We start from the raw sequence: 24,933 nt of genomic DNA on the forward strand, positions 1-24,933 counted from the left end.
GAACTTTTCAAACCACCAGCTTTTTTGGAAGAAATTCAACTCATCGCCGGACTAAGGGCAAAAGACAGAAAGACCACGGAGTATTTGTATGACAAATATTCTCGGGCTCTCTTTGCGGTGATTTCCAGAATCGTCTTTGACAAGGATATAGCTGAGGAGGTTTTTCATGATGCCTTTGTCAAAATCACTAAGAAAATTGATCGTTACGATGAATCAAAAGGACGTCTATACACCTGGATGGCCAATATTTGTCGTAATTCTGCCATAGACAAACTGCGCTCCAAAGAAATTTCACAACAGACTAAGACCAACACAATTGATGACCTCGTATATGGGATGGAAAGCCAATCAGGCACCCAAGAGCATATAGACGGCATAGGCGTGAAGGGGCTTTTGGAAGATCTCAATGATGACCAAAAGTTTATCGTTGAGTATATTTACTTCAAAGGATATACGCATTCGGAGATTTCGGAGGAATTCGAAATACCTCTGGGAACCGTCAAGTCTAGGGTGAGGGCGGCCATACAAGTGTTGAAAAAAAATGTAGCAAGAATCTAGTGGATATTCAATCTTACATATCGTCAGGTAAACTGGAGCTTTTCCTTCTCGGAGAGCTGACGGAGCGAGAGCGTGAGGAAGTTTTGAGCCTTGCTAAGACTCATCCTCAGATCCAGCAGGAATTGGATGAGCTGGAGGAGACGATGTTCGCCTTTGATAATATGACTGGCAAAGCGCCACCTCAGGATCTGAAGGATAAGATTTTCTCTACACTAGAGCCTGACTTTATACTAAAGGAAGCGCCTAAGGCTTCTTCTGCGCCTGAGCAAACTAAAGTGGTGCCGATCTCTAGTCCATGGAAACCTTTTGCCATCGCAGCATCTATCGCGGCGATCGTAGCTTCGGGGGCAGCATTCTATTATGCTGACAAATATCAGGAGCGAAATGACCAGTTTACAGCCTTACTTCAGGATCAAAGCGTAATGGCTGATGATCTGAATCAGGTGAATCAGGCCTACGATGAAAAGGATGCTCAGCTAAATGAATTTGTGGCTGGAAACTTCAAGCGTGTGGAGATGAGAGGCGAAGGTTTTGATATGCAGAAGGATGCAAAAGTCGATGTGCTTTGGGATCAGAATGCAAGTAAAGTCTACGTGGCTGCAAATAACCTACATGACTTGAGTGAAGAGTTTGATTACCAGTTGTGGGCTATTGGAGACGATGGGCCAGTAGGTATCGGACTGGTGAACTCAGGTGAAAAACTGACGCTGCAGCAAATGGAAGCAGTAGCTCAAGCTGGTGCATTTGCCATCACTATTGAGCCAAAAGGAGGATCCAAAGCTCCTACTATGGAGAAGTTGGTTGTACTGGGAGAAGTGGTGTAGAAACTTAAAATTGAAAATGATTTAATTTATAATTGCCTGTTCTGAAAAGAGCAGGTTTTTTCATGAAAAGGAAAAATCCATTTCTATCAAAAGAAAAATAGGAAGGAAGTAACCCTAAGTAGAAACTTAGAGTTAAACTTTTTTTAAGCTGCTTTTGAATCTTTATTTTAAAGTGGCAATCCCCAAAATTTAATAGGGTGTATGCCGTACATCTACAAAAATCAAAGAATCAAGCATTATGAAGAAACTAGTATTCAGTATTTTATTTTCTTTTTTATCATTGTTTTCCTTTGCTCAATCAGGTCCTGATGAAGATCAATTGGGGGCTTGGTACATGTACTTTTTCAACAAATCATTCAACAATTCTCAATTCGGTATTCAAGGTGATGTACAATTTAGGCTATGGAGTCCAGTAAGTGATTTGGAACAATTGCTCCTCAGGTCTGGCATAACTTATACACCTGAAAATGCCGACATTCTATTCACCTTAGGATATGCCAATATTACGACTGGAGTATTTGGCGAATCTGATGAAACTGTCATGGAAAACAGGATTTATCAAGAAGCGCTTTTTCCCACCAAAGTAGGTCGGAGATTTCTCTTCACTCATCGATTTAGGTATGAGCAAAGATGGGTAGATACCCAGGATCTCCGAACCAGATATAGGTATAACCTTTTTCTTAATGTCCCTTTAAATGGTTCTGCTTTGGAAAAAGGAGTTGTTTATTTGGCGATGTATAATGAGATTTTCTTGAATGGCCAACGTGATATTGGTGAGGGAAGGACAGTTGAGGTTTTTGATAGAAATAGACTCTACTTGGGTGCAGGCTATGGTTTTCTGTCAAACCTTAGAGTACAAGGAGGCTGGATGTTGCAGACCACTGATAGTTGGAGCAAAGGCCAATTGCAATTTAGTTTACATCATAAATTATGATCGTGATTTGATCTCAATTTAGTCCGTTCTGAAAAGGGTAGGCTTTTTTTAGAAAATGTTTTTTAAAAAAAAACTAAGTGATTATTTGGTTTTCAGTTTGTTTTTTTTTTTTAATTATATTTCAAACTAAAACTTATAACAACATGAAAAAAACATTCTTATCCCTAGTTTTTAGTTTTTTCTTTATAAGTGCTTTTGCATTGGAAGAAGAATCTAACTGTAATGGACCGGTCCCATTGCAAACATGTGAGAATACATTGGAGGTGTGGATCCAGATTTCTCAGAATTGCTGTAAAGGCTATATTGATATTGTAGACTGTGATGCTGGAGCATATAGGCTAATTAATGAAGAAGATGGGCCTAATTCATCTTGTGGGTTACCGGAACTATAGTTTTTTAGTAAATAGTTGGGGGGGAACCCCCACATTTTAAAGATAATTATGAAAAAAACACTTTGGTTACTTACCTTCTCAATTTTTTTGAGCTGTAGCAAAGAAAATACATTAAAATCAGATTTTGAAATTGAATACGAAACGATTGATTTTCGTTTTGATTCTCTAGTACTTTCAAGTCAGGTTTCATATTTCCACAATGTTGATTATGCCAGAAATAGAATTTTTGTTTTAAACCCATTCAGATATAGTATAGATACATTAAATTTTGCATCTGGAAGCTATTTGCAAGGAAAGGAAATAGATGTTGAAGGGCCATATTCAATAACAGGATTCGATTCATTTTTAAGTGATGAAATTCAAGCCAATTATTATTTTGGAAGTAATTTTTACTATTATCTTAATCCTTTGAATGGGTTGAAGAAAAAACAGTATGGATTAGCAGGAGAGGAAACTATATATAAGGTTAAGCTTGGTTCGGAGTTTGGTAATTGCGTTCGTTGTTCTCAAACTAATCTCTTGTTATTATTCAATACTCTTGAAACTCAAGAAAAATTTTATTTTGCAACCCCGGAAAATTTTGATAACCAGAAAATTACCTATTTAGAATTCAAGTTGTCAGATGTTTTATCATCATCTAAATTAGAGTTTTCCTTATCGGAGAAAAGTAAGGTAGTAAAAGATTCACATACTTATATTCAAGAATTCGGGGATAAGTATTTAACCAGCTGGGATTTTCAAAGTAATATTCACATGCTAAATAAAAATGGGGAGATCCAATCTACAAAGGAGTTTGAGTCAAATTTATTTCCAAATCGAAAAGTGTTTTCACCGAGAGATCAAAAGATTACAAATCACCAAGATTTCATAGCAAAGTCTGCTGAGTGGAATAATGACGTCTCATATGGACCGATATATAAAGTGCCGAATTCAGATAACTATTTTAGACTTATAAAAGGCAAAACTTCCCATAGAACCAAGTTAGATGGAGGTATTTTTATATCTCTATTTGATTCTGAACTAAATAAGGTTGGGGAAAAATTAATTAATACAGATAAGCCAGATATGGGCTTAGAGTATTTCGTATTAAAATCTGGAATCTATATTAAGAGAGTCACAGAATCTGAGGATAAGCTAAGCTTTTATAGATTAACTATTTAGTAGTTCTGGTTAAATTCATTTGGACTAGCTTTTCTAAAAGAGTGTGAATTGAAAGGCCGATTCTCAAAAGAGCAGATTTTTTCATTTTCAGGAATTAGAGGCATCTTTAGGCTACCAATTTTACCTATGGAACTCGAACTCTCTACACCTGCTTTACTTTTTTCGGCGATTACACTTTTGATGCTTGCCTTTACCAATCGATTTTTGGCGATAGCCAGTCTAATCAGAGGACTTCACAAGTCCTATCTGGAAGCAAAGGACAAGGATTCCATTGTCAAACAAATACATAATCTTAGACTTAGGTTGCGATTAATTAAAAACATGCAACTCTTTGGAGTTGCTAGCTTTTTGCTCTGTGTCATCTGCATGTATCTAGTGTTCCGAGGCTATACTGAAGCAGCCAACTGGGTGTTTGTTGGTAGCATGGGGTCTTTATTGATCGCTTTGGCTATTTCCATGTTTGAAATTCAGATCTCTACCAAAGCACTTACTTTGGAGTTGGGCGACATGGAGCAGATTTACAAAAAAGGCAGCTCAAGCCTAGATTTTATATTCAAAAAAGACTCAAAGAAAGATGAAGAATAGGTTATTGTGGATTCCGTTTCTACTCCTAGTTTTTGGTTCATGTAGCCAAAAACCTCTAGAGCAACAGGAAGTTCTTGCCGTAGATTCAGAAGTAGAAACGTCTGGAAATCATATCCAACTCAGTAGCGTAGATGAAGCTCGGGATTTTTATTCCTGGTCTTCGGATCGTATTCCGATGGTTTCTGCACATCGGGGAGGACCTTATCCAGGTTTTCCTGAAAATGCGATTGAGACTTTCGCCAACGTGGTGAAATACACTCCGACGATTATTGAGTTGGATGTGGCGATGACCAAAGATGGGGTTTTGGTGCTCATGCACGATGATAAATTGGATAGAACGACGACTGGAAGAGGGCTGGTGAGTAATTCAACTTATCCTGAAATTCAAGAACTTTTCCTGAAAGATGAAGACGGGAATATTACTGATTTCAAAGTTCCAACTTTGGAAGAAGCTTTGATTTGGTCAAAGGGGAAAGCGCTTTTGACTGTTGATATCAAGCAGTCGGTGCCTTATGAAAAGATTGTTGAGGCAGTTCGAAGTACAGAGTCTGAAGCTCATGCAGCCCTGATTACTTATTCTATAGCCTCGGCCAAAAAGCTTCATTATATGGCACCAGAGCTGATGCTGTCGGTGACTATTCGGAATATGGAGGAGATTGAAAGATTTGAGGAAGCGGGCATTCCTTGGACTCGAGTGATTGCTTTTACGGGAGTAGCAGAGCGTCCTCAGGAATTTAATAAAGCCTTACACGAAAAAGGAGTGTTTACTATTTTGGGTGTTTTGGGCAACCTAGATGGAAGAGCTATCGCCCGTGGAGATCAGTTATATGCTAGTTTTGTGCAGAAGGGCGCAGATATCCTGGCAACGGATAGGCCTATTGAAGCTGCCGCTGCCATCAAGACTTTGGCTCCATCAACAAGTTCTAAATCCAAGTATTTCAAGAAATGATAATTGACTTAAGAAGCGATACCGTCACTAAGCCGACGGCAGAAATGAAGGAGGCGATGTTTTCTGCTCCTGTGGGTGACGATGTTTTTGGTGAAGATCCTACTGTGAATGCGCTGGAAGAGAAAGCGGCCAAGCTCTTTGGGATGGAAGCCGCGATTTTTTGCCCATCGGGTACCATGACCAATCAGATTGCAATCCGATTGCATACCCGAATTCAAACAGAAGTGATTTGCCATAAATATTCCCATATCTACCTCTATGAAGGTGGTGGAATTATGTCAAACTCTTTGGCCTCGGTCAATCTGCTCGAGGGAAATTTGGGGAAAATTACTGCAGCTCAGATCGAGGCTGCAATCAATCCAGATGATATTCATGCACCCGAGACAACTTTGGTTTCTTTGGAAAACACGATGAACAAGGGGGGAGGGAGTATTTACAGACTGGATGAGATTAAACCGATTCGTAAAATGTGTGATGAGCATGGTCTGAAGTTGCACCTGGATGGAGCAAGATTGTTTAATGCCTTAGTAGAGTCTGGCGAAAGTCCAGCGGACTGGGGAGCTCAATTTGATACGATTTCTATATGCCTGAGTAAGGGCTTGGGCTGTCCGGTTGGTTCATTGCTTTTGGGTTCCAGGGCTGATATCAAGCGAGCCAGAAGAGTGAGAAAAGGTTTTGGTGGAGGGATGCGTCAAGTAGGATTTTTGGCTGCAGCAGGGATTTATGCACTTGATAATCATGTGAAGCGATTGAAAGAAGATCATGAGAGGGCAAGAGCTTTGGGAAAGATGCTTGGAAATTTGTCCTTTGTCTCAGAAGTTTTTCCTGTGGCGACGAATATTGTGATCGCAAGATTGGAAGGAATGTCTCCTGAAGAGTTCATGAAAAAGCTTGACGAACAACAAATCAAATCCGTAAAATTCGGACCAGATCTGGTGAGGTTTGTGACTCACCTGAATTTTGGGGATGAGGAGTTGGGGGAGTTTGGGAAGAGGATTTCCATGATTTAATAGTCATTTGTAGGACATCGTTCATGAATCAATCCTAGTAGTAATTGGTCTGAGAGGACACAGATCAGGACGTTAGTTTTTTTTAACGCAAAGTCGCCGAGAACGCAAGGAATATCGCAACGCTTGTTTATTGTATCCATCAGCCATTTATGTCTCCATGTTATCCTGCTTCTCCAGAAGCTGGATGTTTTTCAGTTGCTGGTAGGTGCCAAACATTTTTCGCCCATCATTCCTATTAGTAACTGGTCTGTGACGACACAGACTAGGGTGACGACTAAGGCGAAGGATGTGAATATTTTTCACCCAACATTAAATGGTCTTTTTCTTTTGAACCCGCTTTTTTGTCAAAATCACAGGAATTATACTTTTTGCATCTTTGATAGGGGAACTCATTCTTCACAATGAATCGAAAACATCTACTGCTACTTTACTTTGTTTTTATGGGCATGGGCTTTTGTACCAATGTTTCTGCCCAGGATACGCTCTATACCAAATACGGGGATGTCTTAATTGGTAAAATCGAAAAAATCACCTTCGAGAAACTCTATTTTAAAACGGCTTACAGAAGTTCAGCGGTAGATATTAAACTGAATGAAATTGTCAATGTGACAAGCTCTGAGGATTTTCTCTTGAATGATATCCGAAATAAGAATTGGAAGGGGAGCTTGGTTTTGGATTCACTCAGTAACAACTTAATAGGAATCAAGACTCCTGATACAGTTTACTTTTTTGAGCCCAAGGAGATTTTTGAACTCACCAAGGACCAAAAGAAGAAATTCAAAGACAAGTTCAAGCTGGGAATTGATGCTGGCTACACTAGAGCCAAGTCCAACAGTTCTTTATCGCTTTCTCTGGGATTAACTGCTAGCTATAGGACTAGGAGGTGGGATACTGGTTTGGAATACAAAGATTATGGCGCAATTGTCGATTTAACTGTTATCGGTAGGACTTCCTTAGCCTATAATCTTTCCTATATTCTGCCAAAGGAATGGTTTTTTAATGGTAAAATACTCCTCTATTCCAGCACGGAACAGAGTTTGGATCTGAGACGGAACTTTACGCTTGGACTAGGTAAAAACCTGATTTATCGCCGGGCACAGCATCTTTCTGTTACTACAGGTCTGGTTTCTAACTATGAAAATTATAGCACCTCACCCGATGATTTTAATAGTACTGAAGGGATGTTTAACCTGAACTTTAATGGGAGAGTGATTGAGCATTTGGAGCTGACTTCAGATTGGACTTTTTTCAAAAGCTTTAATGACCGGGAGCGATACCGAAACAGTATAAGCCTGGATATTCGGTATATTTTTCTGCACCATTTCAATATAGGTATTCACTATGTGCTGAATACTGACAGCAAACCGCCAGTGGAGACTGCTAAGCGTGATTATGTGTTTGAGATGAAGTTAGGTTGGACGCTTCAAAAAAGGTGATTTTTTAGGGTTGTCATGCTTCTACAGAAGCTTGATGTTTTTCAGTGGCTGGTAGGGGCGGAACATCTTTCGCCCATTATCATGTTTTTAGGATTTAGAGTTGGTCTGTGAGGACATAGACCAGGGTGAAAAACCTTTCGAGTATATGTTAATGTATTGCCGTTTGTGGCGACCTACCTTCTCAGTAGGCAGGCACGAACAGCGGCCAGCTTTTTTTTACGCTGCTACTGTTATGTCGTTCGTAAGGATCTACCTAACTGGCAGACGGGCACGAAGGGCGGCCATGATGATGTTTTTAGGATTGGTCTGTGAGGACACAGACCAGGGGCGTTTTTTTTTAACGCAGAGGCGGTGGGGACGCTAAGAATATCGCAAAGATAGGTTGGTGTTTACTTCATAGAAGCATGTACTATAATCCAAATCTAGGTAGGCTCGAAATATTTTTCGCTCAACAATATTGTGGGTTTTAAATTGCCTTGTGAGATCAGAGACCAAGCTGCGGAGACCAAGATAGCACTATTACAAAGTGCTTGATTTAGCTCTAGCTAGCAGAGCGAAAAGTAAGATTGGCTTAAAATTTGAGATAATGCGATAATCCATGAAAATAGTCTAATAGTGTTAGTTAAATATGGGTTAAGCATTAAATACTCATATATTTCAAATAGAATTAACAATTTTTAAAAATAAAATTTGGATTTTTACCAATAGATAAAAACGAGTAATATTTCATTTAACCCATTATTATATTTTCAAACAAATTTTAAAACAGTAAGACCATGAAAAAAATTATCTTGAGTTTAGTTGTTGCACTAATAGTGAGCTTTGGTGTAAATGCTCAGGCTACCTTTAAGCCTGGAGTTGGCGTTAATTTTTCCAGTGTCTCGGATGCTGATGACGGAGTCAAAGGGAAAGCCGGATGGCAATTGGGAGGCAGTGTTGCCTTTGGAGAAAAGTTTTATTTTGAGCCTGGTGTATTTTTTCAAAAGCAAGCCTTAGTGGATGAAAATACAACAGCTGATGATGATGTTGCTACATTTAATGGCATTAGAGTTCCAGTAGCTGTTGGATTAGATGTACTTGGGAATAACGATTCCTTATTTGGTCTGCGAGTTTTTGGTGGTGGATCTGGTTTTTTTGTAACCAAAGTATCTGACAACTTGAACAAGGATGATATTGAAACTACTAAGTGGGGGGTATTCGCTGGAGCAGGTGTGGATATTACCTTTATTTATGTTGATCTATCTTATGAGTGGTCATTGACAAATATCCAAAAGGATGTTAGTAACATTGATCTAGGTAAGTCAAGAGGATTGTACCTTACTGCAGGTTTCCGTTTCTAATAGGGGAGTTTACTTACTTCAAAAAACCAGGTGGCTTATTAGCTACCTGGTTTTTTTTGTGGCTATTGCTTTTGGAGGTAAATGAGGGTGAGTTTTTTTCTAAGGCAGATGCTGTTTTGCCGTTCGTGGCGACCTACCTTCCCAGTAGGCAGGCACGAACGGCGGCAATGGGCTTGTTTAATGTATCCATCAGCTATATATGTCCCGCTGTTATCCTGCTTCTTTAGAAGCTGGATGTTTTTTAGTTGCTGCTAGGGGCGAAACATTTTTCGCCATTTATGATGTGTTTAGGAGTGGTCTGTGAGGACACAGACCAGGGCGCAGAGATACAGACTAGGGCACAGAGACACAGGCCACAGCGTAATTTCAATTAGTAGTTTTTGATATGGCTGGGATCTTACTATTACATTCTTGATTTAATGTCAAAACCCTCTAGCAGAGTTCCAAACAAATGGTATTTAGTACAAGTAGTTTTGTGGTAGGCTGTCGCTTCCAAATCTAGTAAAATGCTCTTCTAGTAAGGGATGATTTTTTTTAGGGTATGAGCTTGGAAATCAGTCATAGGTATCTTAAAAAATATTAAATTGCGTATCGTTTCGGTACGCCCTTGTCGTGACGAATTAGTACTAAACAGCCTATCATAATAGTGATAAGCGCAGAATATTTGACTTTAAATATCTGTTATTTAGTGCTTTGTAGCTTGAGTTTTGGGTTTTTTTGTTTTTGTAGAACTGGATTTTTACCATTGAAAATCCAGAGAATTTTACTTACTAAGTAGTTTATATGATAAGATCTATACTTAATTCTTCATCTTTTTTTTCTAGGTTTTTTGCAGCTGGGCTGGGAAAAAGAAATACTTTTAGTTCAAAAGCAGGAGTTAGCCTTTTGCTGTTTGGACTGCTTGCTCAGTGCGTTATGGCTCAAAACCCGGGTGGTGTTTCGGGTGCAAATCTATGGCTAAAAGCTGATGCTGGTGTAACTTCGACTGGAACGAATCTGACTGATTGGGTTGACCAGACAGGCACGAATACTTTTACGAGAACTGGGTCTCCGACTTTTAATGCAGAAGCTGTCAATTTTAATCCATCAATAGGTTTTAACAATACAGATTTAAATACGGACCCCCCCTCTGTAAGTTTAAGTGGTAACACAGCAATCTCTTTTGTAGATGGATTTGCGGTCTTTCAGAAAAGTAACAATTCAAGTGGAGCCTTAGTTGGGGGAACAAGCCCCGGACCAAATTATGGCAAGGCCATTTTTTCCGGATTTACAGGTACAGATAATTATGTGTCCAATGGCGTAGGATTTACTTATCAATCTTTTAATAATCCAGGATTAACAAATGGCATAAGCCTAGTTAATTTTGATGTAAGCTTAACTTCGGCTCCATTTGCGACAGCCTCCTATAATGGAGCTGTTCAGACAGTTGCCAATGGCGGCGGGGGGGATTTTTCATCCATATCTTTAACCCCTATGATTGGAGGAATCAATAACGACGGAGGCAATCAAGCATCCAGTGGGTGGAAACATTTCAGAGGTCAAGTGACGGAAATAATTCTTTATCCACAGTCCTTGCCAAGTATGGATAAGCTGAAAATTCAATCCTACTTAGCAGTTAAGTATGGGATTACCCTGGATCCTACGGTAACTAACTATGTCAATTCCGCTGGATCCGTTATTTGGAACGATACTGCACATTGGAATGATGTTTTTGGTATAGCTAAGGATGATGCTAGTGGATTAAATCAAATAGAATCTTATAGTATTAATTCTGGAACTGGCCATGGGGTAGGGATATCTGGTAAGGGAAACGTTGTGCTAAGCAATGCCTCCTCGCTTGGAAACGGAGATTTTTTAATGGCAGGTCATGATAATGGCTCACTAACTGAACAAACAACAGATTTGCCTTTTGATTTACCGAATAGTACTCGTATTTCACGTGAGTGGAAAGTGAAACATACAGGTACTGTAGGAACGGTTAATCTGAGTTTTGACTTGACTGGACTTTCTCTAGCAGGTGGCACTACTGCTTCCAACTATACCCTACTAGTTGACACTGACGGAAACGGTGACTTCGGAGACGGCATGGTTGTTAAAGTGAATGCAGGCAATATTATAAATAATGTACTGCATTTTACAGGGATTCAATTGCCAGATGGAGCTGTTTTTACATTATTGACTTCATCGGCACCACCATCAGGATTATTCAATGCGAACCTTTGGCTGAAAGCGAATGAAGGAGTTTCAACGAATGGATCAAATCTTACTGGCTGGACTGATCAATCTGGAATAAATAACTTTTCAATGGTTGGAACGGCCACTGTTTCAGACAGTAGCATCAATTTCAACCCTGTCGTTTCTATTAGTAATGCACCAGTTGTTAATCCTACAAATTACCTAGAAGGTTCTACACCTATAAATGTGGTAGAAGCAATTGCTGTTTATAAAAAGGCAAATGATAATAGCGGGGCTCTGCTTGGAAGCAGTGTAGTGAGTTCAGGAGGTAACGGGAAACAGGTTTTAGGAGGATTCAATGGCAATGACCTCTATGTTAGTGAGGGTACTTTAGCTCAATATTATTCCGCTACCTCACCCTTATTGGCACCTGGTAGCACTACTATTGTAGATGCTAATTTATCCACAGGTGGTACAGCTGCTCAAGCCTTCTTAAATGGATTAGGTTCAGCACTGAGTCCTACAAATACAGCATTCAATAGCATTAGCCTGACTCCATGGATCGGTGGTACAAATAATGAATCAGCTAGTAATGGAAATAGATGGAGGCAGTTTGATGGAGATGTTGCAGAAATATTAACTTATCCAAGTAGCCTGACATCAGCCGAGAGGAATGTTGTACTTAGTTACCTTGCCATTAAATATGGTATAACCCTCGACCCTTCAGTTACAAACTATGTCAATTCCTCTGGTAATCCGGTATGGAATAGTACTACTTATTGGAATGATGTGTTTGGAGTCGGGAAAGATGATGCAAATAAACTGAACCAAGTTTCTTCTAATAGTATAAATACAGGTTCTGGGGATGGAGCTGGCCAATCTGGAAAAGGGAATATTCTGATTAAAAACCCATCTTCTCTCGATGATGGAGATTTTTTAATGCTAGGCCACGACGCAGGAGCATTGACAGAGCAAGACACTGATATTCCCACAGGGCTAGGTCTAGTTAGAATTGGAAGGGAGTGGAAAGTCCAAAGAACTGGAGATCCAGGAACTGTGGATTTAGAGTTTGATTTTAATGGATTGGCAGTAACAGGTGGATCCACTGACATTTCTAATTTTCGCTTACTCGTTGACGATGATGGAGATGGGGATTTCACGACAGGTACTATTCAAGAGATCACGCCAAACTCTTTCGGTTCTCCTAAGTTGATTATCAATGGGGTGAACCTGCCTAATGGAGCTGTACTGACTTTTGCTACAGGTCCTTCTGTACCGTCCTGGACCGTGACTAAAACCAACACTTCAGGAAATTATGCTGCAGTAGGCGATGTGATTGATTACGATATCGTAGTTACAAACACTGGAAATGTGAGTATCACGGGTGTCACTGTAACAGATCCAGATGCTACGGTATCTACTACGTTTACTGGCGATTCTGCTCCTTTAGGAACGCTGGACGTGGGTGAGGCATGGACTTATACTGCTACGCATATAGTGACACAGGCAGATATTGATGCAGGAAGCTTTACGAATACTGCCACAGCCTCTGGGACCTCGTCAGGAGGATCTTTGCCAGATGAGACAGATACAGAAACTGTCAATGCTGATCAACTGCCATCTTGGACGCTTACAAAAACAAACACTTCAGGAAATTACGCTGCAATAGGAGATGACATTACTTATGATATAGTTGTAGAGAACACTGGAAACGTGAGCATCACTGGGGTAACTGTAACAGACCCTGATGCTACGGTATCTGGAACGATTACAGGCGATTCTGCTCCTGTAGGCACTTTGGATGTTGGCGAAACTTGGACTTATACAGCTACGCATGTAGTTACTCAGGCAGACATCGATGCAGGAAGCTTTACGAATACTGCCACAGCCTCTGGAACTCCAGCAGGTGGAAGTCTGGCAGATGCTACTGGTTCAGTTACTTCCAATGCAGATCAATTGCCATCTTGGACGCTTACAAAAACAAATACTTCAGGAAATTACGCTGCAGTAGGGGATGACATTACTTATGATATAGTTGTAGTGAACACTGGAAACGTGAGCATCACTGGGGTAACTGTAACAGACCCTGATGCTGCGGTATCTGGAACTATTACAGGCGATTCTGCTCCTGTAGGCACTTTGGATGTTGGCGAAACTTGGACTTATACAGCTACGCATGTAGTTACTCAGGCAGACATCGATGCAGGAAGCTTTACGAATACTGCCACAGCCTCTGGAACTCCAGCAGGAGGAAGTCTGGCAGATGCTACTGGTTCAGCTACTTCCACTGCAGATCAAATGCCATCTTGGACTGTCACAAAATCCAGTTCTACTGCGGATTATGATGCAGTAGGGGATGTGATTGACTATACCATAGAGGTTGCCAATACTGGAAATGTGAGTATTTCTGGCATAGCTCTTACTGATCCAAATACTACAGGAATTACCCTCACTAGCGGAGATAATGCTCCTACTGGCACATTAGATGTAGGCGAGACTTGGATTTACACAGCAACGCATGTGGTTACCCAAGCAGATATAGATGCAGGAAGCTATAGTAACACCGCTACGGCTACAGGTACTGATCCTTCAGGCACGCTGCCAAGTCCCGAAAACTCTAATGAGGTGACGGTAGATGCCGTTCCTAGCCCAGAGCTTACGGTGGACAAGTCTGCCACCGGCCAGAATCCAACCTATAGCCAGGTGGGAAGTTCTATACCGTATACCGTGGAGGTGGAGAATACCGGTAATGTTTCAGTTTCCAATATAGTAGTAACGGATCCATTGGCTACTACTGGTCCTACCTATGTATCTGGTGATACAGGTTCTGATGATGTGATGTCTCCAGGTGAGACCTGGGTTTATACGTTGACACATCAGGTAACGCAAGCTGACTTGGATGCTGGTTCTATCCTAAATACTGCAACAGCAGATGGTGATCCTGCTTCAGGTACCTTGGTTCCTGCAGATGGAAGCAATACGATCAATGCAGTTCTTAATCCAAATATCAATTTGGTTAAAACTGCGAATAAGACGGGTTATGCGACGGCCGGTGAGACTATTGAATACTACATCAATATTAATAACTCAGGTAATGTGACACTCAACGGGTTTACCGTGGAGGATGTGAATACTGGGGATACCTTTAATGTCCCTAGCATTACCCCAGGTGAAACCCAGACGTATACTGTCACCTATACCGTGACACAAGCGGATATTGATTCTGGTAGCATCGACAATGTAGCTAGCGTTTCGGGTACAGATCCGAATGGAAACCTCTTGGAAAAAGGAGACGACTTAGTGATCAATGCAGCTCAGACACCAAGAGTATCAATTGATAAGACTACTACTACAGCGCAGTTCACTGGGGCAGGGGAGACGATTACCTATACTATAGTTGTAGAAAACACAGGTAATATCACCATCAATAATCCTGTAGTCACTGACTCTGGAGCGACTACCGGACCAACTTACGTTTCAGGAGACCTGGCAAATACAGGAGTGCTGGATGTGGGAGAAGTATGGACATATGAGGCTACTTATGTGACTACTCAAGCAGATGTAGATGCTGGAAGTTACAGCAATACTGCCACAGCAGATGGTACACCGGCGGCTGGTACTTTATCTCCAGAAACATCTACTGTAGACACACCTGGTGATCAAACTCCTGATTGGGATGTAGAAAAAATAAATACGAATACGCCTAGTGAATTCACTAATGCTGGCGATGTATTGACCTATGATATAGTAGTAACTAACACAGGTAATATTTCTATACCTACAGTAAATGTGTATGATCCACAGGCAAGTACTGGACCTACTTATGATTCTGGGGATATTGCAAACACAGGAGTTCTGGATGTAGGTGAATCCTGGACTTATCTCGTTACCTATACCGCGACTCAGGCGGATGTGGATGCTGGTGGATTTACCAACTCTGCAACTATCGAGGGTACCTCTGTGGTAGGCCCAATGCCAGAGAATGATGATGATATCACGGTTCCTGCTACAAGCGCACCAAGCTGGACACTGGATAAATCTGCTTCTCAGCCTACTTATGATCAGGCTAACCAGACCATTACGTACACTTTTGTATTAGAAAACACAGGCAACGTCACGATCTCGAATGTTATTCTCACAGATCCGAATCTGACTTCTGGCCCTACTTTGCAAAGTGGAGACACGAATAGTAATAATAAACTAGAGCCTTCAGAAACTTGGACTTATACAGCTACTTATGATATTCAGCAGTCTGATATAGATAGCGGTACATTTACCAACAGCGCAACAGCCTCTGGTACTCCACCAACGGGTACCATCACACCTGCGACGGATGATGAAGTGATCACTGCGGATAAAAACTCAGATATTGCTGTTAAGAAAACTGTCACACCGACAACCTACGATACTCCTGGTGAAGTAATTACCTATAAGCTAGAGGTTACGAATACAGGAAACATGACACTTTCGAGTATTATGGTAACTGATCCTGAGATCAACTATTCAGTGACCATTCCTTCTCTTGCCCCAGATCAAACCAGATCTGTTACTGGAACATATACAGTCACTCAGGCAGATATTGATAATGGAACACTAAGTAATACGCTTACTGCCACTGGTACTGATCCTGACGGCAACACCGTAGATGACAATACTTCTGTAATAGCGAACGCTGATCAGAATCCAGATATAACGATCCAAAAAACAAGTACCTCTACTGGCTACGACAATGCTGGTGATGTGATAGACTTTACACTTATCATCGTAAACAATGGTAATGTAACCTTAAGTGATTTGCATGCTACGGATCAAATGACTGGTCTTGATACAACTAGAACAGCAACACTTGCTCCTAATCAAGTTTATACCTTACATACCACGTATACAGTCACCCAGCAGGATGTGGATAACGGCTCAATTACGAACACAGCAGAAATTGATGCTATTGCACCCGATGGGATGCATGTAGATGATACCTCTGATATCACGATTAATGGTTCATTTACACCTGCTATTGATATCAATAAGACTGTGCTCAACACCGGTTATGATCAGGCGGGAGATGTGGTGGATTATGTATTGGTGGTAGAAAATTCTGGAAACGTCAATTTATCTGATGTGGAAGTCATAGATCCTTTGACAGGAGATGATATTACCGTAGGTAATTTGGCACCAGGACAGTCGGTTTCCTATACTGTCCATTACACCATTACACAGGATGATGTCAATAACGGCACCATCACTAATACTGCCACTGCAGAAGCACTTGATCCAAATGGTGGAGATGTAGAAGATATAGATGATGATACTCTAAGCGGAGCTCAAAATCCAGAGCTGACCTTGGAAAAAACCAATGTGAATACACCTACGGCAGTCGGAGATGTAGTCCAGTATCAGTTTGTAGTTGCCAATACGGGCAACCTCACTATTTACGATGTAGAAATAGAAGATCCAATGACTACTCCGTCCACAATTGATATAGGCGATCTGGATCCAGGTGAGTCGGCAACCGTAACGGCCACTTATACTGTGACCCAGGATGATGTCAATAATGGACAAATCACCAATACTGCTACGGCTACAGGTCAAGATCCAAGTGGAACTGATGTGGATGATACAGATACCAACTGGATTGACAGTAATCCTACTCCGAGAATTCAGGTAGAGAAAAATGCAACGGTGAATGGCTATTCCTATGCAGGAGAGGTGATCAATTATTCCATAGTGGTAATCAACAATGGAAATACCACATTGGATAATGTGAATGTTACAGACTCTAAACTGAGTTTCCAAAATGCGATAGGTACGCTTGATCCAGGTGAAAGAAGAAGTTTCAACCTGACCTATATCGTTACCCAACAGGATGTGGATCTAGGCGAAATATCAAATTTGGCTTCTGCTTACGGTACCGAAACTGGCTTGGGGGTAACTGTTTCCGATGCTGATAATGAATTGCTCATCGGAAGTCAGTCTCCGAAAATCGAATTGAATAAGCGGGCAATAACGACAGGCTATAGTACAGCTGGGGAACTTGTGGAGTATGAATTTACACTGGTAAATACAGGGAATGTCACTCTTAGCAATGTCCGGGTAAATGATCCATTGATCAGTGCCACTCCGATTGTGGTACCAGATATGGCACCTGGAGCCACCATCACTAGAGTTGTTTCTTATACGGTGACTCAGGATGATATCAATACAGGAGCTATTACCAATACTGCTCAAGCTGAAGCTACAGGTCCAAAGGGACAGCGCGTCTTCTCGCAGGATAATGCAGTGGTCGATGCAGCTCAAAACCCTTCTGTAGTCTTTGTGAAAACCTCTACTCCTAAAGTGGTGAATGCAGTTGGAGATGTAATCAATTACACCATCAGAATACTCAACACAGGAAATGTTTCACTTCTGAACGTACATGTGACTGATCCTTTGGTTCAGCTGGATGAGAATATAGCCCAACTTGATCCTAAACAGGTTCAAGTTTATACATCCACTTACACTGTCACTCAGGCTGATTTGGATGCTGGGAAAATTGTAAATGCAGCTGCGCTTGATGCTTCTGATGTTAATGGAAATACTTACAATAAGAATTCTTCTACTACCACTGTAGTAACTCAGAAACCTAAAATTGTGATCACTAAGACTCCAGATGTGAGTTCTTTCGACACAGCTGGTGATGTAATCAATTACTCCATTGAAGTAGAGAATACAGGTAATATTACAGTTGAGAATCTTGATGTAGCTGATCCGAAGACTGCTGCACCAACTTATGTTTCTGGTGATACAAATGCAGATAATATCATGTCTCCAGGTGAGACTTGGATTTACACTACCTCCTATGCAGTCACTCAAGGTGATGTGGATAATGGAGGATTTACCAATGATGCTACTGCTACAGGAACCACTTCCACTGCAGGCAATGTATCGGATAATACCAAGGTCAAAGTGCCATCTGATATAACAGCAAGCTGGACACTTGACAAGTCTGTCACTAACCCAGGTAACTATAATGCAGTAGGAGATGTGCTTTCTTATCAAATTTTGGTAGCTAACACAGGAAATGTCCGAGTGAACTCCGTAACCGTAACGGATCCAAACGCTGATGCTGCGCCAAGCTATGTTTCGGGTGATACTAATAATGATCAATTACTAGATCTGACTGAAACTTGGACCTATACTGCTGATCATACCGTGACGCAGACTGACTTGGATAAAGGATCATTTACCAATACGGCTACTGCAGCTGGTAAACTAAGCTCTGGAAACATCCCAAATGCTACTGGTTCTGAGACTGTTCAAGGAGATCAAACTCCAAGTTGGACTCTATCTAAGGTGAGTACTACTGTTCCGAATTCTTACAACAAGGTAGGCCAGGGACTTACTTACAATATTTATGTTCAAAATACTGGAAACGTAAGTATTAGATCAGTTGATGTTACGGACCCAACAGCTACTGCAGCACCTACCTACAGATCTGGTGATCTGAATAATAACAAGGTGCTGGAGGTAACAGAATCCTGGACATATACTGCAGGCTATACAACTAGCCAAGCTGATATTGATGCAGGGGAATATGAAAATATAGCTACAGCGACAGGCACACCTGCAGGTGGTACTCTTGCTCCTGCTACTGATAATGAGATTATTCCAGCTGTTCAGACTGCCATATTAGAATTGATTAAGACTGTTGCTCAAAATGGTTACAATAAGGTAGGAGAGATATTGGATTATACGATCGAGGTGAAAAATGCTAGTAATATCACATTGACAGATGTGCTGGTAGAAGATCCTAACACAGGTCTTTCTGATGTGATAGCCGTAATGAATCCAGGCGATAGCCAATCTTACCAAGAAAGTTATATAGTAACGCAGACTGATATCGATCGAGGACACATTGAAAATATCGCTACAGCTACAGGGACTAGACCGGATAATTCGACAATTGTAACTAATGCCACTGAGAATATCAATGGAGCGCAAACTCCAGGATTAAATCTATTCAAGGATGTGCTACAAAGCGGCTTCTACCAAGCTGGTGAAGTGGTGAATTATACCATATATGTTCAGAATCCTGGTAACATTAATATTTTCGACCTGCGGGTTCAGGATAATAAAGTAGGCTTGGATACTACCATAGCTGTATTCGCTCCACTAGAACTTGCCAAATTTGAAGTAGACTATACGGTCACTCAGGCAGATGTGGATCTTGGAAGTATTACAAACATCGCTTCGGCAGAGGGTCATGACTTTAACAATTTTGCACTTACTGCTCAAGATTCGAAACTGCTGATAGGAACTCCAGATCCTAAGATGGTCGTTTCTAAATCTAGCCCTACCCAAAATTACGCTGCGGTAGGAGACGTGATTGAATATCATATTTCAATCAAGAACCCTGGAAACCTTACATTAACTGATGTAATCGTAGAGGATGCGCAAGTGACCTTTACGAGTACTCTGCCTATCCCATCCATTGCCCCTGGTCAGACCGTGATAGTGGATGCCGAACATGTGGTAGTTCAGGCTGATATCGACGCTGGAAAATACCTGAATACGGCTACTGTCACAGCTACTGAGCCAGATGGTACTAAAATCACTAAACAGACCAATCAAGTAAGAGTTCCTGCCATCCAAACTCCTGATTATACAGTGACGAAGGCAAGCTCTACAACAGATTATGATGCCGTAGGAGATGTGATTGATTATACTTTTGTAGTCGAGAATACTGGAAATGTGACATTGACAAATGTGAGCTTAACAGATCCAAAAGCTCAGATTACTGCAGGTAATCCTATTGCAACTCTTGCCCCAGGACAAACAGGAACTATCACAGCAGAGCATGTAGTAACACAAGCTGACCTTAATGCAGGTCAATACGATAATTCAGCATCTGCGAAAGCGACTGATACGAATAGCAAGGTAGTTTCTAGAAATTCTAATCAAGTAACAGTTCCAGCCATTCAGAGTCCTAGCTTGACTATTGTGAAAAGTGCAGGACAGTCTACTTATACTAGCTTGAATGAGGTGATCAATTATGAATTTGTTGTCACTAATACAGGAAATGTTACCATAAGCGACACGAAAGTAATTGATGCAAATACCGTGGTTGCGGGTAATTCTTTTGTACTAGATCCTATGGATGTAAGAACGGTGACTGCTACTCATACAGTAACACAGGCTGATCTGGATTCTGGAACTATTGTGAATGTCGCGACTGCTCAGGGCAAAGACCCTAATAACAAGCAGACTTCAGCGATTTCTAATACAGTTGTTCTGGCGGCGGTTCAAACCCCTAACCTAGCTGCAGTGAAATCATCTCCTGTACAAACTTACAGTACTGTAGGTGAGATTGTTCATTATCTGATCGAAGTGACTAATACTGGAAATGTTACCCTGAGCAATTTGGTGACAACAGATGCAAATGCGACGGTGAACTCTGGTAGCCCTATTGCTACCTTGATACCAGGTCAGACAGCCAATGTTTCTGCAAGTCATCAGGTGACTCAAGCAGATATCAATACAGGGCAAATATTAAATATTGCAACTGTGGATGGAGTGGATGTCAACAATGTAGATATTAGAGCATTGACCAATTTGGTTACTGTCACAGCAGTTCAGGATGCAAAAATCAAGGTGACCAAGACCGTTAGTCCAGTTTCTTATGATTCATTGAACGAAGTATTGAACTATGTACTGATAGTTGAAAATACAGGCAATGTGACCTTGGATCCGGTAAGACTGGTTGATCCGCTTACTTCACTGGATGTAGCTGTTGGACCATTAGATGGTGGGGATACTTATACTACCACAGCTTCTTACACGGTTACTCAAGCAGATTTGGATGCTGGTTCAGTTCCAAATATTGCTACAGTGACAGGTGTTGATCCAAACGCTGTGACAGTAACGGATACAGATAAAGAAGAGTCTGTTGCAGTACAAAATCCAGGAATAGAAATTCGCAAGTCAGCTGACACCAAGTTGGTGTACAATGCTGGTGATGTGGTGACTTATACGTTTGAAGTAGAAAATACGGGTAATGTTACCTTGGAAAATGTTGCCTTTGATGATCCTAGGATTTCATATAATCAGGCAATAGGTCAGATGCTGCCTGGAGCTACGGTTTCCTACACTACGACTTATATGGTAAGCCAGGATGATATTAATAGTGGATCTATCGTAAATAAAGTCACTGTAACTGGAGAAGATCCTAGTGGTCATACTATAACTGATGATGATCAGGTGACAGTTGATGTTGACCAAGATGCTAGAATAACACTTACTAAGACGGGTAGTACAGCTTACTACACGCAGTTAGGAGCAACGATAGACTATACGATTGTGGTAGAAAATACCGGCAACGTAACACTTACCAATGTCAATACTACAGATACTCAACTAGGTATATCAGAGACTGGCACCCTGCAGCCTGGTGAAACTTTCACCTACACAGGTTCGCATACAATTGTTCAAGCTGATTTGGATAGAGGATCTTATGTCAATACTGCAAAAGTAGGAGCAAGCCAACCTTCTGGACCTGCTTTGACTGCCTCGGATTCTTGGACTGCTACTGCAATTCAGTATAGTGCTTTGGATGTGGAGAAGACTGTAAGTCCGGTGATTTATGATAACGCCGGAGACGTATTGTCCTATGATATATTAGTCATCAATAATGGTAATGTCACGCTTAGTCTAGTTAAGACCGAGGATCCTAAGACAGGATTAGCTGAATCTGAGCCGACTTTGGCTCCAGGAGCTACCTTGACATATACTACCACTTATGTTGTTACCCAACAAGATGTAGACAATGGCTTGTTTAGAAATGTGGTACAAGCTGAGGCTGTCAAACCAGATCTAAGTAAGGTGTCTGGGCAGGATGATGCCATTGCCGTTTCAAATGGTAAAGGTGGTATCCAGCTGACCAAAAAAGCTCTTGCAGGTACTTATTCTCAGGTGAATGAGGTAATCGAATACGAGTTTACCATTACCAACATAGGTTCACTGACTATTGACAATGTAGAGTTAACAGATACAAGACTAAATTATACGCAGTTAGTAGGAACTATGGCTCCTCAGCAAACTGTGGTGTACACAGCAAGCTATTCAGTGAATCAGGCTGACATTGATGCAGGTTCAATTAGTAATTCTGCTACCGTAATAGGTACAGATTCCAACAATAAGCAACAATCTGATTCAGGAACTGCTGTTGTATCGGCGTCTCAGAACCCGCAGATTGAGTTAGTAAAAGAAGTGAGTCCTGATGTGATTGCAGCACCTGGTGTTGATTTGACTTACACATTTACAATTACAAATACTGGAAATGTAACCTTGACTGATGCTCAGCTAGTAGATACTATGCTGCCAGGATTTAGTCCTGCTCCTTTCTCACTTGATCCAGGAGATTCCAATGTGATTACGGAGGTATATCAGTCTACTCAAGCTGATGTAGATAGAGGCTTTATACTAAATGTTGCCCGTGTTAGTGCTACTGATCCTAATCAGAAATCAATCTCTGCTAACGATAGAGCATTGGTTACTGTCCAGAGAAATGGCGCCATTGAATTGGTTAAAACTGCAGACCTGGCCTCCGTCACTATGGCCGGTGAAGTGATTACTTACACCTTGACAGTGACGAATATTGGCAACCTTACGCTGAATGATGTGACTACAGATGACCCAATGACAGGTCTAAGTGAATATGAACTGTCTATGGTTCCGGGTGCTAGTATTTCTTACACTACTACTTATACTACTACTCAGGCAGATATAGATGCTGGTAGTATTCATAATGTGGCTACAGCCGAAGGTGTGACAGATTATGGTATAGCTAGAAATGATACAGACGATGCGACAGTTGCAGTGATTCAGAGTGGAGATATCTCTCTAACCAAAACTGCAAACCCTCAGGTTTATGCGGTTCCAGGTGAAGTAGTGACCTATACTTTCGTAATAGAGAATACAGGTAATGTGACTTTGGATCCAATTATGCTTTCCGATGCCTCACTTTCCTTGAATCAAAATTTGGGCACTTTGGCACCGGGACAATCAGTTACTACTACCGCAACTTATTCTGTTACGCTACTAGATTTGAACAGGGGCTATATCTTAAATGAAGCTACAGCAGTAGGTACAGGACCAAAAGGCAAGGATTTCAGAGCTATCGATACTGAGAGAATCACAGCATCTAGTTCACCGGCCATTGGAATAACTAAGACAGCTAATGTTGCTTCTTATCAAAATGTAGGAGACCTAATTGAATACACTTTAACAGTAACTAACACAGGAAATACTTCACTGATAGGAGTTACCCTGGTAGATAAGCAGATACCAATTGTTCAAGTTAAAGCAGGATTGATTCCAGGTGAAGTTTGGGTGTATACAGCTACTCATGCGATCACTCAGGCCGAATTGGATGCTGGGTCTTTGACTAATATTGCTACAGTGACTGGATTCTCTCCTCAGGGAACTTCAGTGAATGGACAGGCAAGTGTTACTATTAACGCTAATCAAAATCCTGATATTAAACTGGAGAAAACTTCAGATGTGAATCAGGTGAGTGCGGATGGCGATGCAATTAATTACACACTAGTTGCTACGAATACGGGTAATGTGACCTTGACGAATGTGGTGTTGACCGATCCGCTTACCAACCTGTCCCTCACTATTGGTACCATGAAACCAGGCGAGGTGGTTACTAAGTCAGAAACCTATCAAGCAACGCAAGTTGATTTGAATGCTGGCTCCATAGTAAATACAGCCACTGTTGTGGGTGAAGATCCTAACAATAATGTAGTTCAGGATACCGGAACAGTCACCGTGACGACTGTTCAAAATCCTGATATTACTATTGTCAAGAAATCTGATATCGCTACATATAATGTGGCCAATCAGACAGCAACCTTCACTTTGACCGTAACTAACTCTGGAAATGTCACCCTTACTGATGTAATTGTGACTGATCCATTGACTTCATTTACTGTAAATGCTGGGGATATGGATCCTGGGGATGTAAATGTTTATAGTACTACTTATGATGTCACTCAAGCAGATGTCGATAATGGTAGTTTGATAAATACTGCAAATGTTGAAGGTCTAGACCCTTCTAGCAAGTCAATCACGGATTCAGATGATGTCACTCTACTATCTGTACGTCGTCCAGATATTGAATTGACCAAAACTGCAGACAAACAAACTTACACTACAGCTGGCGAGGCAATAACCTATACCCTAGTTGTTCAAAATACAGGAAATGTAACCTTGGATAAGGTTAACATTGTTGATCCATTGACCAACCTAGGACAGGGGCTTGGTTCTATGGCTCCAGGTGACACTCAAACTGTGACTGCAGTTTATTCGGTTACTCAGCAGGATGTAGATGCTGGAATTATTCATAATACAGCAACTGCTAGTGGTGAATCTCCTAAAAAGCAAACAGTAGTAGATTACGCTTCTAAATCTGTCGTTGCGATTCAAAGCCCAGGCATATCGTTGAGCAAGGTAGCGACACCTACTACGTACAGCGCGGCAGGTGAGCAGATTACTTACGAGTTGACGGTTACGAATACAGGTAATGTAAGC

Annotated in this window: 10 protein-coding genes; all 10 read left to right on the forward strand. The window is 41.1% G+C overall.

Annotation, left to right across the window (positions count from 1 at the left end; genetic code table 11):
- The first annotated feature begins 24 nt into the window (after window positions 1-24).
- Window positions 25-558, forward strand: a complete 534-nt coding sequence (locus LV85_RS18275; protein ID WP_111322146.1) for an RNA polymerase sigma factor — start codon at window positions 25-27, stop codon at window positions 556-558.
- Complete coding sequence (locus LV85_RS18280) at window positions 558-1,382, forward strand: anti-sigma factor (protein WP_111322148.1); 825 nt, start codon at window positions 558-560, stop codon at window positions 1,380-1,382. Before LV85_RS18275 ends, LV85_RS18280 begins: the two co-directional genes overlap by 1 nt.
- A gap of 238 nt (window positions 1,383-1,620) precedes the next feature.
- Window positions 1,621-2,316 carry a DUF2490 domain-containing protein gene (locus tag LV85_RS18285; protein WP_111322150.1) on the forward strand — a complete coding sequence of 232 codons (696 nt, stop codon included), beginning with the start codon at window positions 1,621-1,623 and terminating at the stop codon, window positions 2,314-2,316.
- Between the two features lie 440 nt (window positions 2,317-2,756).
- Entirely contained in the window at window positions 2,757-3,869 is a 1,113-nt protein-coding gene (locus tag LV85_RS18295) for a hypothetical protein (RefSeq protein WP_111322154.1), read from the forward strand.
- 126 nt (window positions 3,870-3,995) lie between these two features.
- Window positions 3,996-4,454, forward strand: coding sequence for a DUF2721 domain-containing protein (locus LV85_RS18300; protein WP_111322170.1), 459 nt, complete (start codon window positions 3,996-3,998; stop codon window positions 4,452-4,454).
- Entirely contained in the window at window positions 4,444-5,403 is a 960-nt protein-coding gene (locus LV85_RS18305; protein ID WP_111322156.1) for a glycerophosphodiester phosphodiesterase family protein, read from the forward strand. Before LV85_RS18300 ends, LV85_RS18305 begins: the two co-directional genes overlap by 11 nt.
- Window positions 5,400-6,413, forward strand: coding sequence for a threonine aldolase family protein (locus LV85_RS18310; protein WP_111322158.1), 1,014 nt, complete (start codon window positions 5,400-5,402; stop codon window positions 6,411-6,413). The genes LV85_RS18305 and LV85_RS18310 overlap by 4 nt, the downstream gene beginning before the upstream one ends.
- A gap of 401 nt (window positions 6,414-6,814) precedes the next feature.
- The gene (locus LV85_RS18315; RefSeq protein ID WP_111322160.1) at window positions 6,815-7,849 is read left to right on the forward strand and encodes a DUF481 domain-containing protein; all 1,035 of its coding nucleotides are present in this window, start codon (window positions 6,815-6,817) and stop codon (window positions 7,847-7,849) included.
- A gap of 776 nt (window positions 7,850-8,625) precedes the next feature.
- Window positions 8,626-9,189: an outer membrane beta-barrel protein gene (locus LV85_RS18320; protein WP_111322162.1), complete on the forward strand. Its 564-nt coding sequence runs from the start codon at window positions 8,626-8,628 to the stop codon at window positions 9,187-9,189.
- Between the two features lie 915 nt (window positions 9,190-10,104).
- A partial coding sequence (locus tag LV85_RS18325; protein WP_158531204.1) for a DUF7507 domain-containing protein occupies window positions 10,105-24,933 on the forward strand: 14,829 nt, incomplete at its 3' end.

The organism is Algoriphagus chordae, assembly GCF_003254055.1.
Classification (GTDB): Bacteria; Bacteroidota; Bacteroidia; order Cytophagales; family Cyclobacteriaceae; genus Algoriphagus; species Algoriphagus chordae.

Bases quoted from the DNA above. Each gene is read 5' to 3' on its own strand.
- LV85_RS18295 (WP_111322154.1), top strand. From the start codon at position 2,757: ATGAAAAAAACACTTTGGTTACTTACCTTCTCAATTTTTTTGAGCTGT.
- LV85_RS18320 (WP_111322162.1), top strand. From the start codon at position 8,626: ATGAAAAAAATTATCTTGAGTTTAGTTGTTGCACTAATAGTGAGCTTT.
- LV85_RS18310 (WP_111322158.1), top strand. From the start codon at position 5,400: ATGATAATTGACTTAAGAAGCGATACCGTCACTAAGCCGACGGCAGAA.
- LV85_RS18305 (WP_111322156.1), top strand. From the start codon at position 4,444: ATGAAGAATAGGTTATTGTGGATTCCGTTTCTACTCCTAGTTTTTGGT.
- LV85_RS18285 (WP_111322150.1), top strand. From the start codon at position 1,621: ATGAAGAAACTAGTATTCAGTATTTTATTTTCTTTTTTATCATTGTTT.
- LV85_RS18300 (WP_111322170.1), top strand. From the start codon at position 3,996: ATGGAACTCGAACTCTCTACACCTGCTTTACTTTTTTCGGCGATTACA.
- LV85_RS18315 (WP_111322160.1), top strand. From the start codon at position 6,815: ATGAATCGAAAACATCTACTGCTACTTTACTTTGTTTTTATGGGCATG.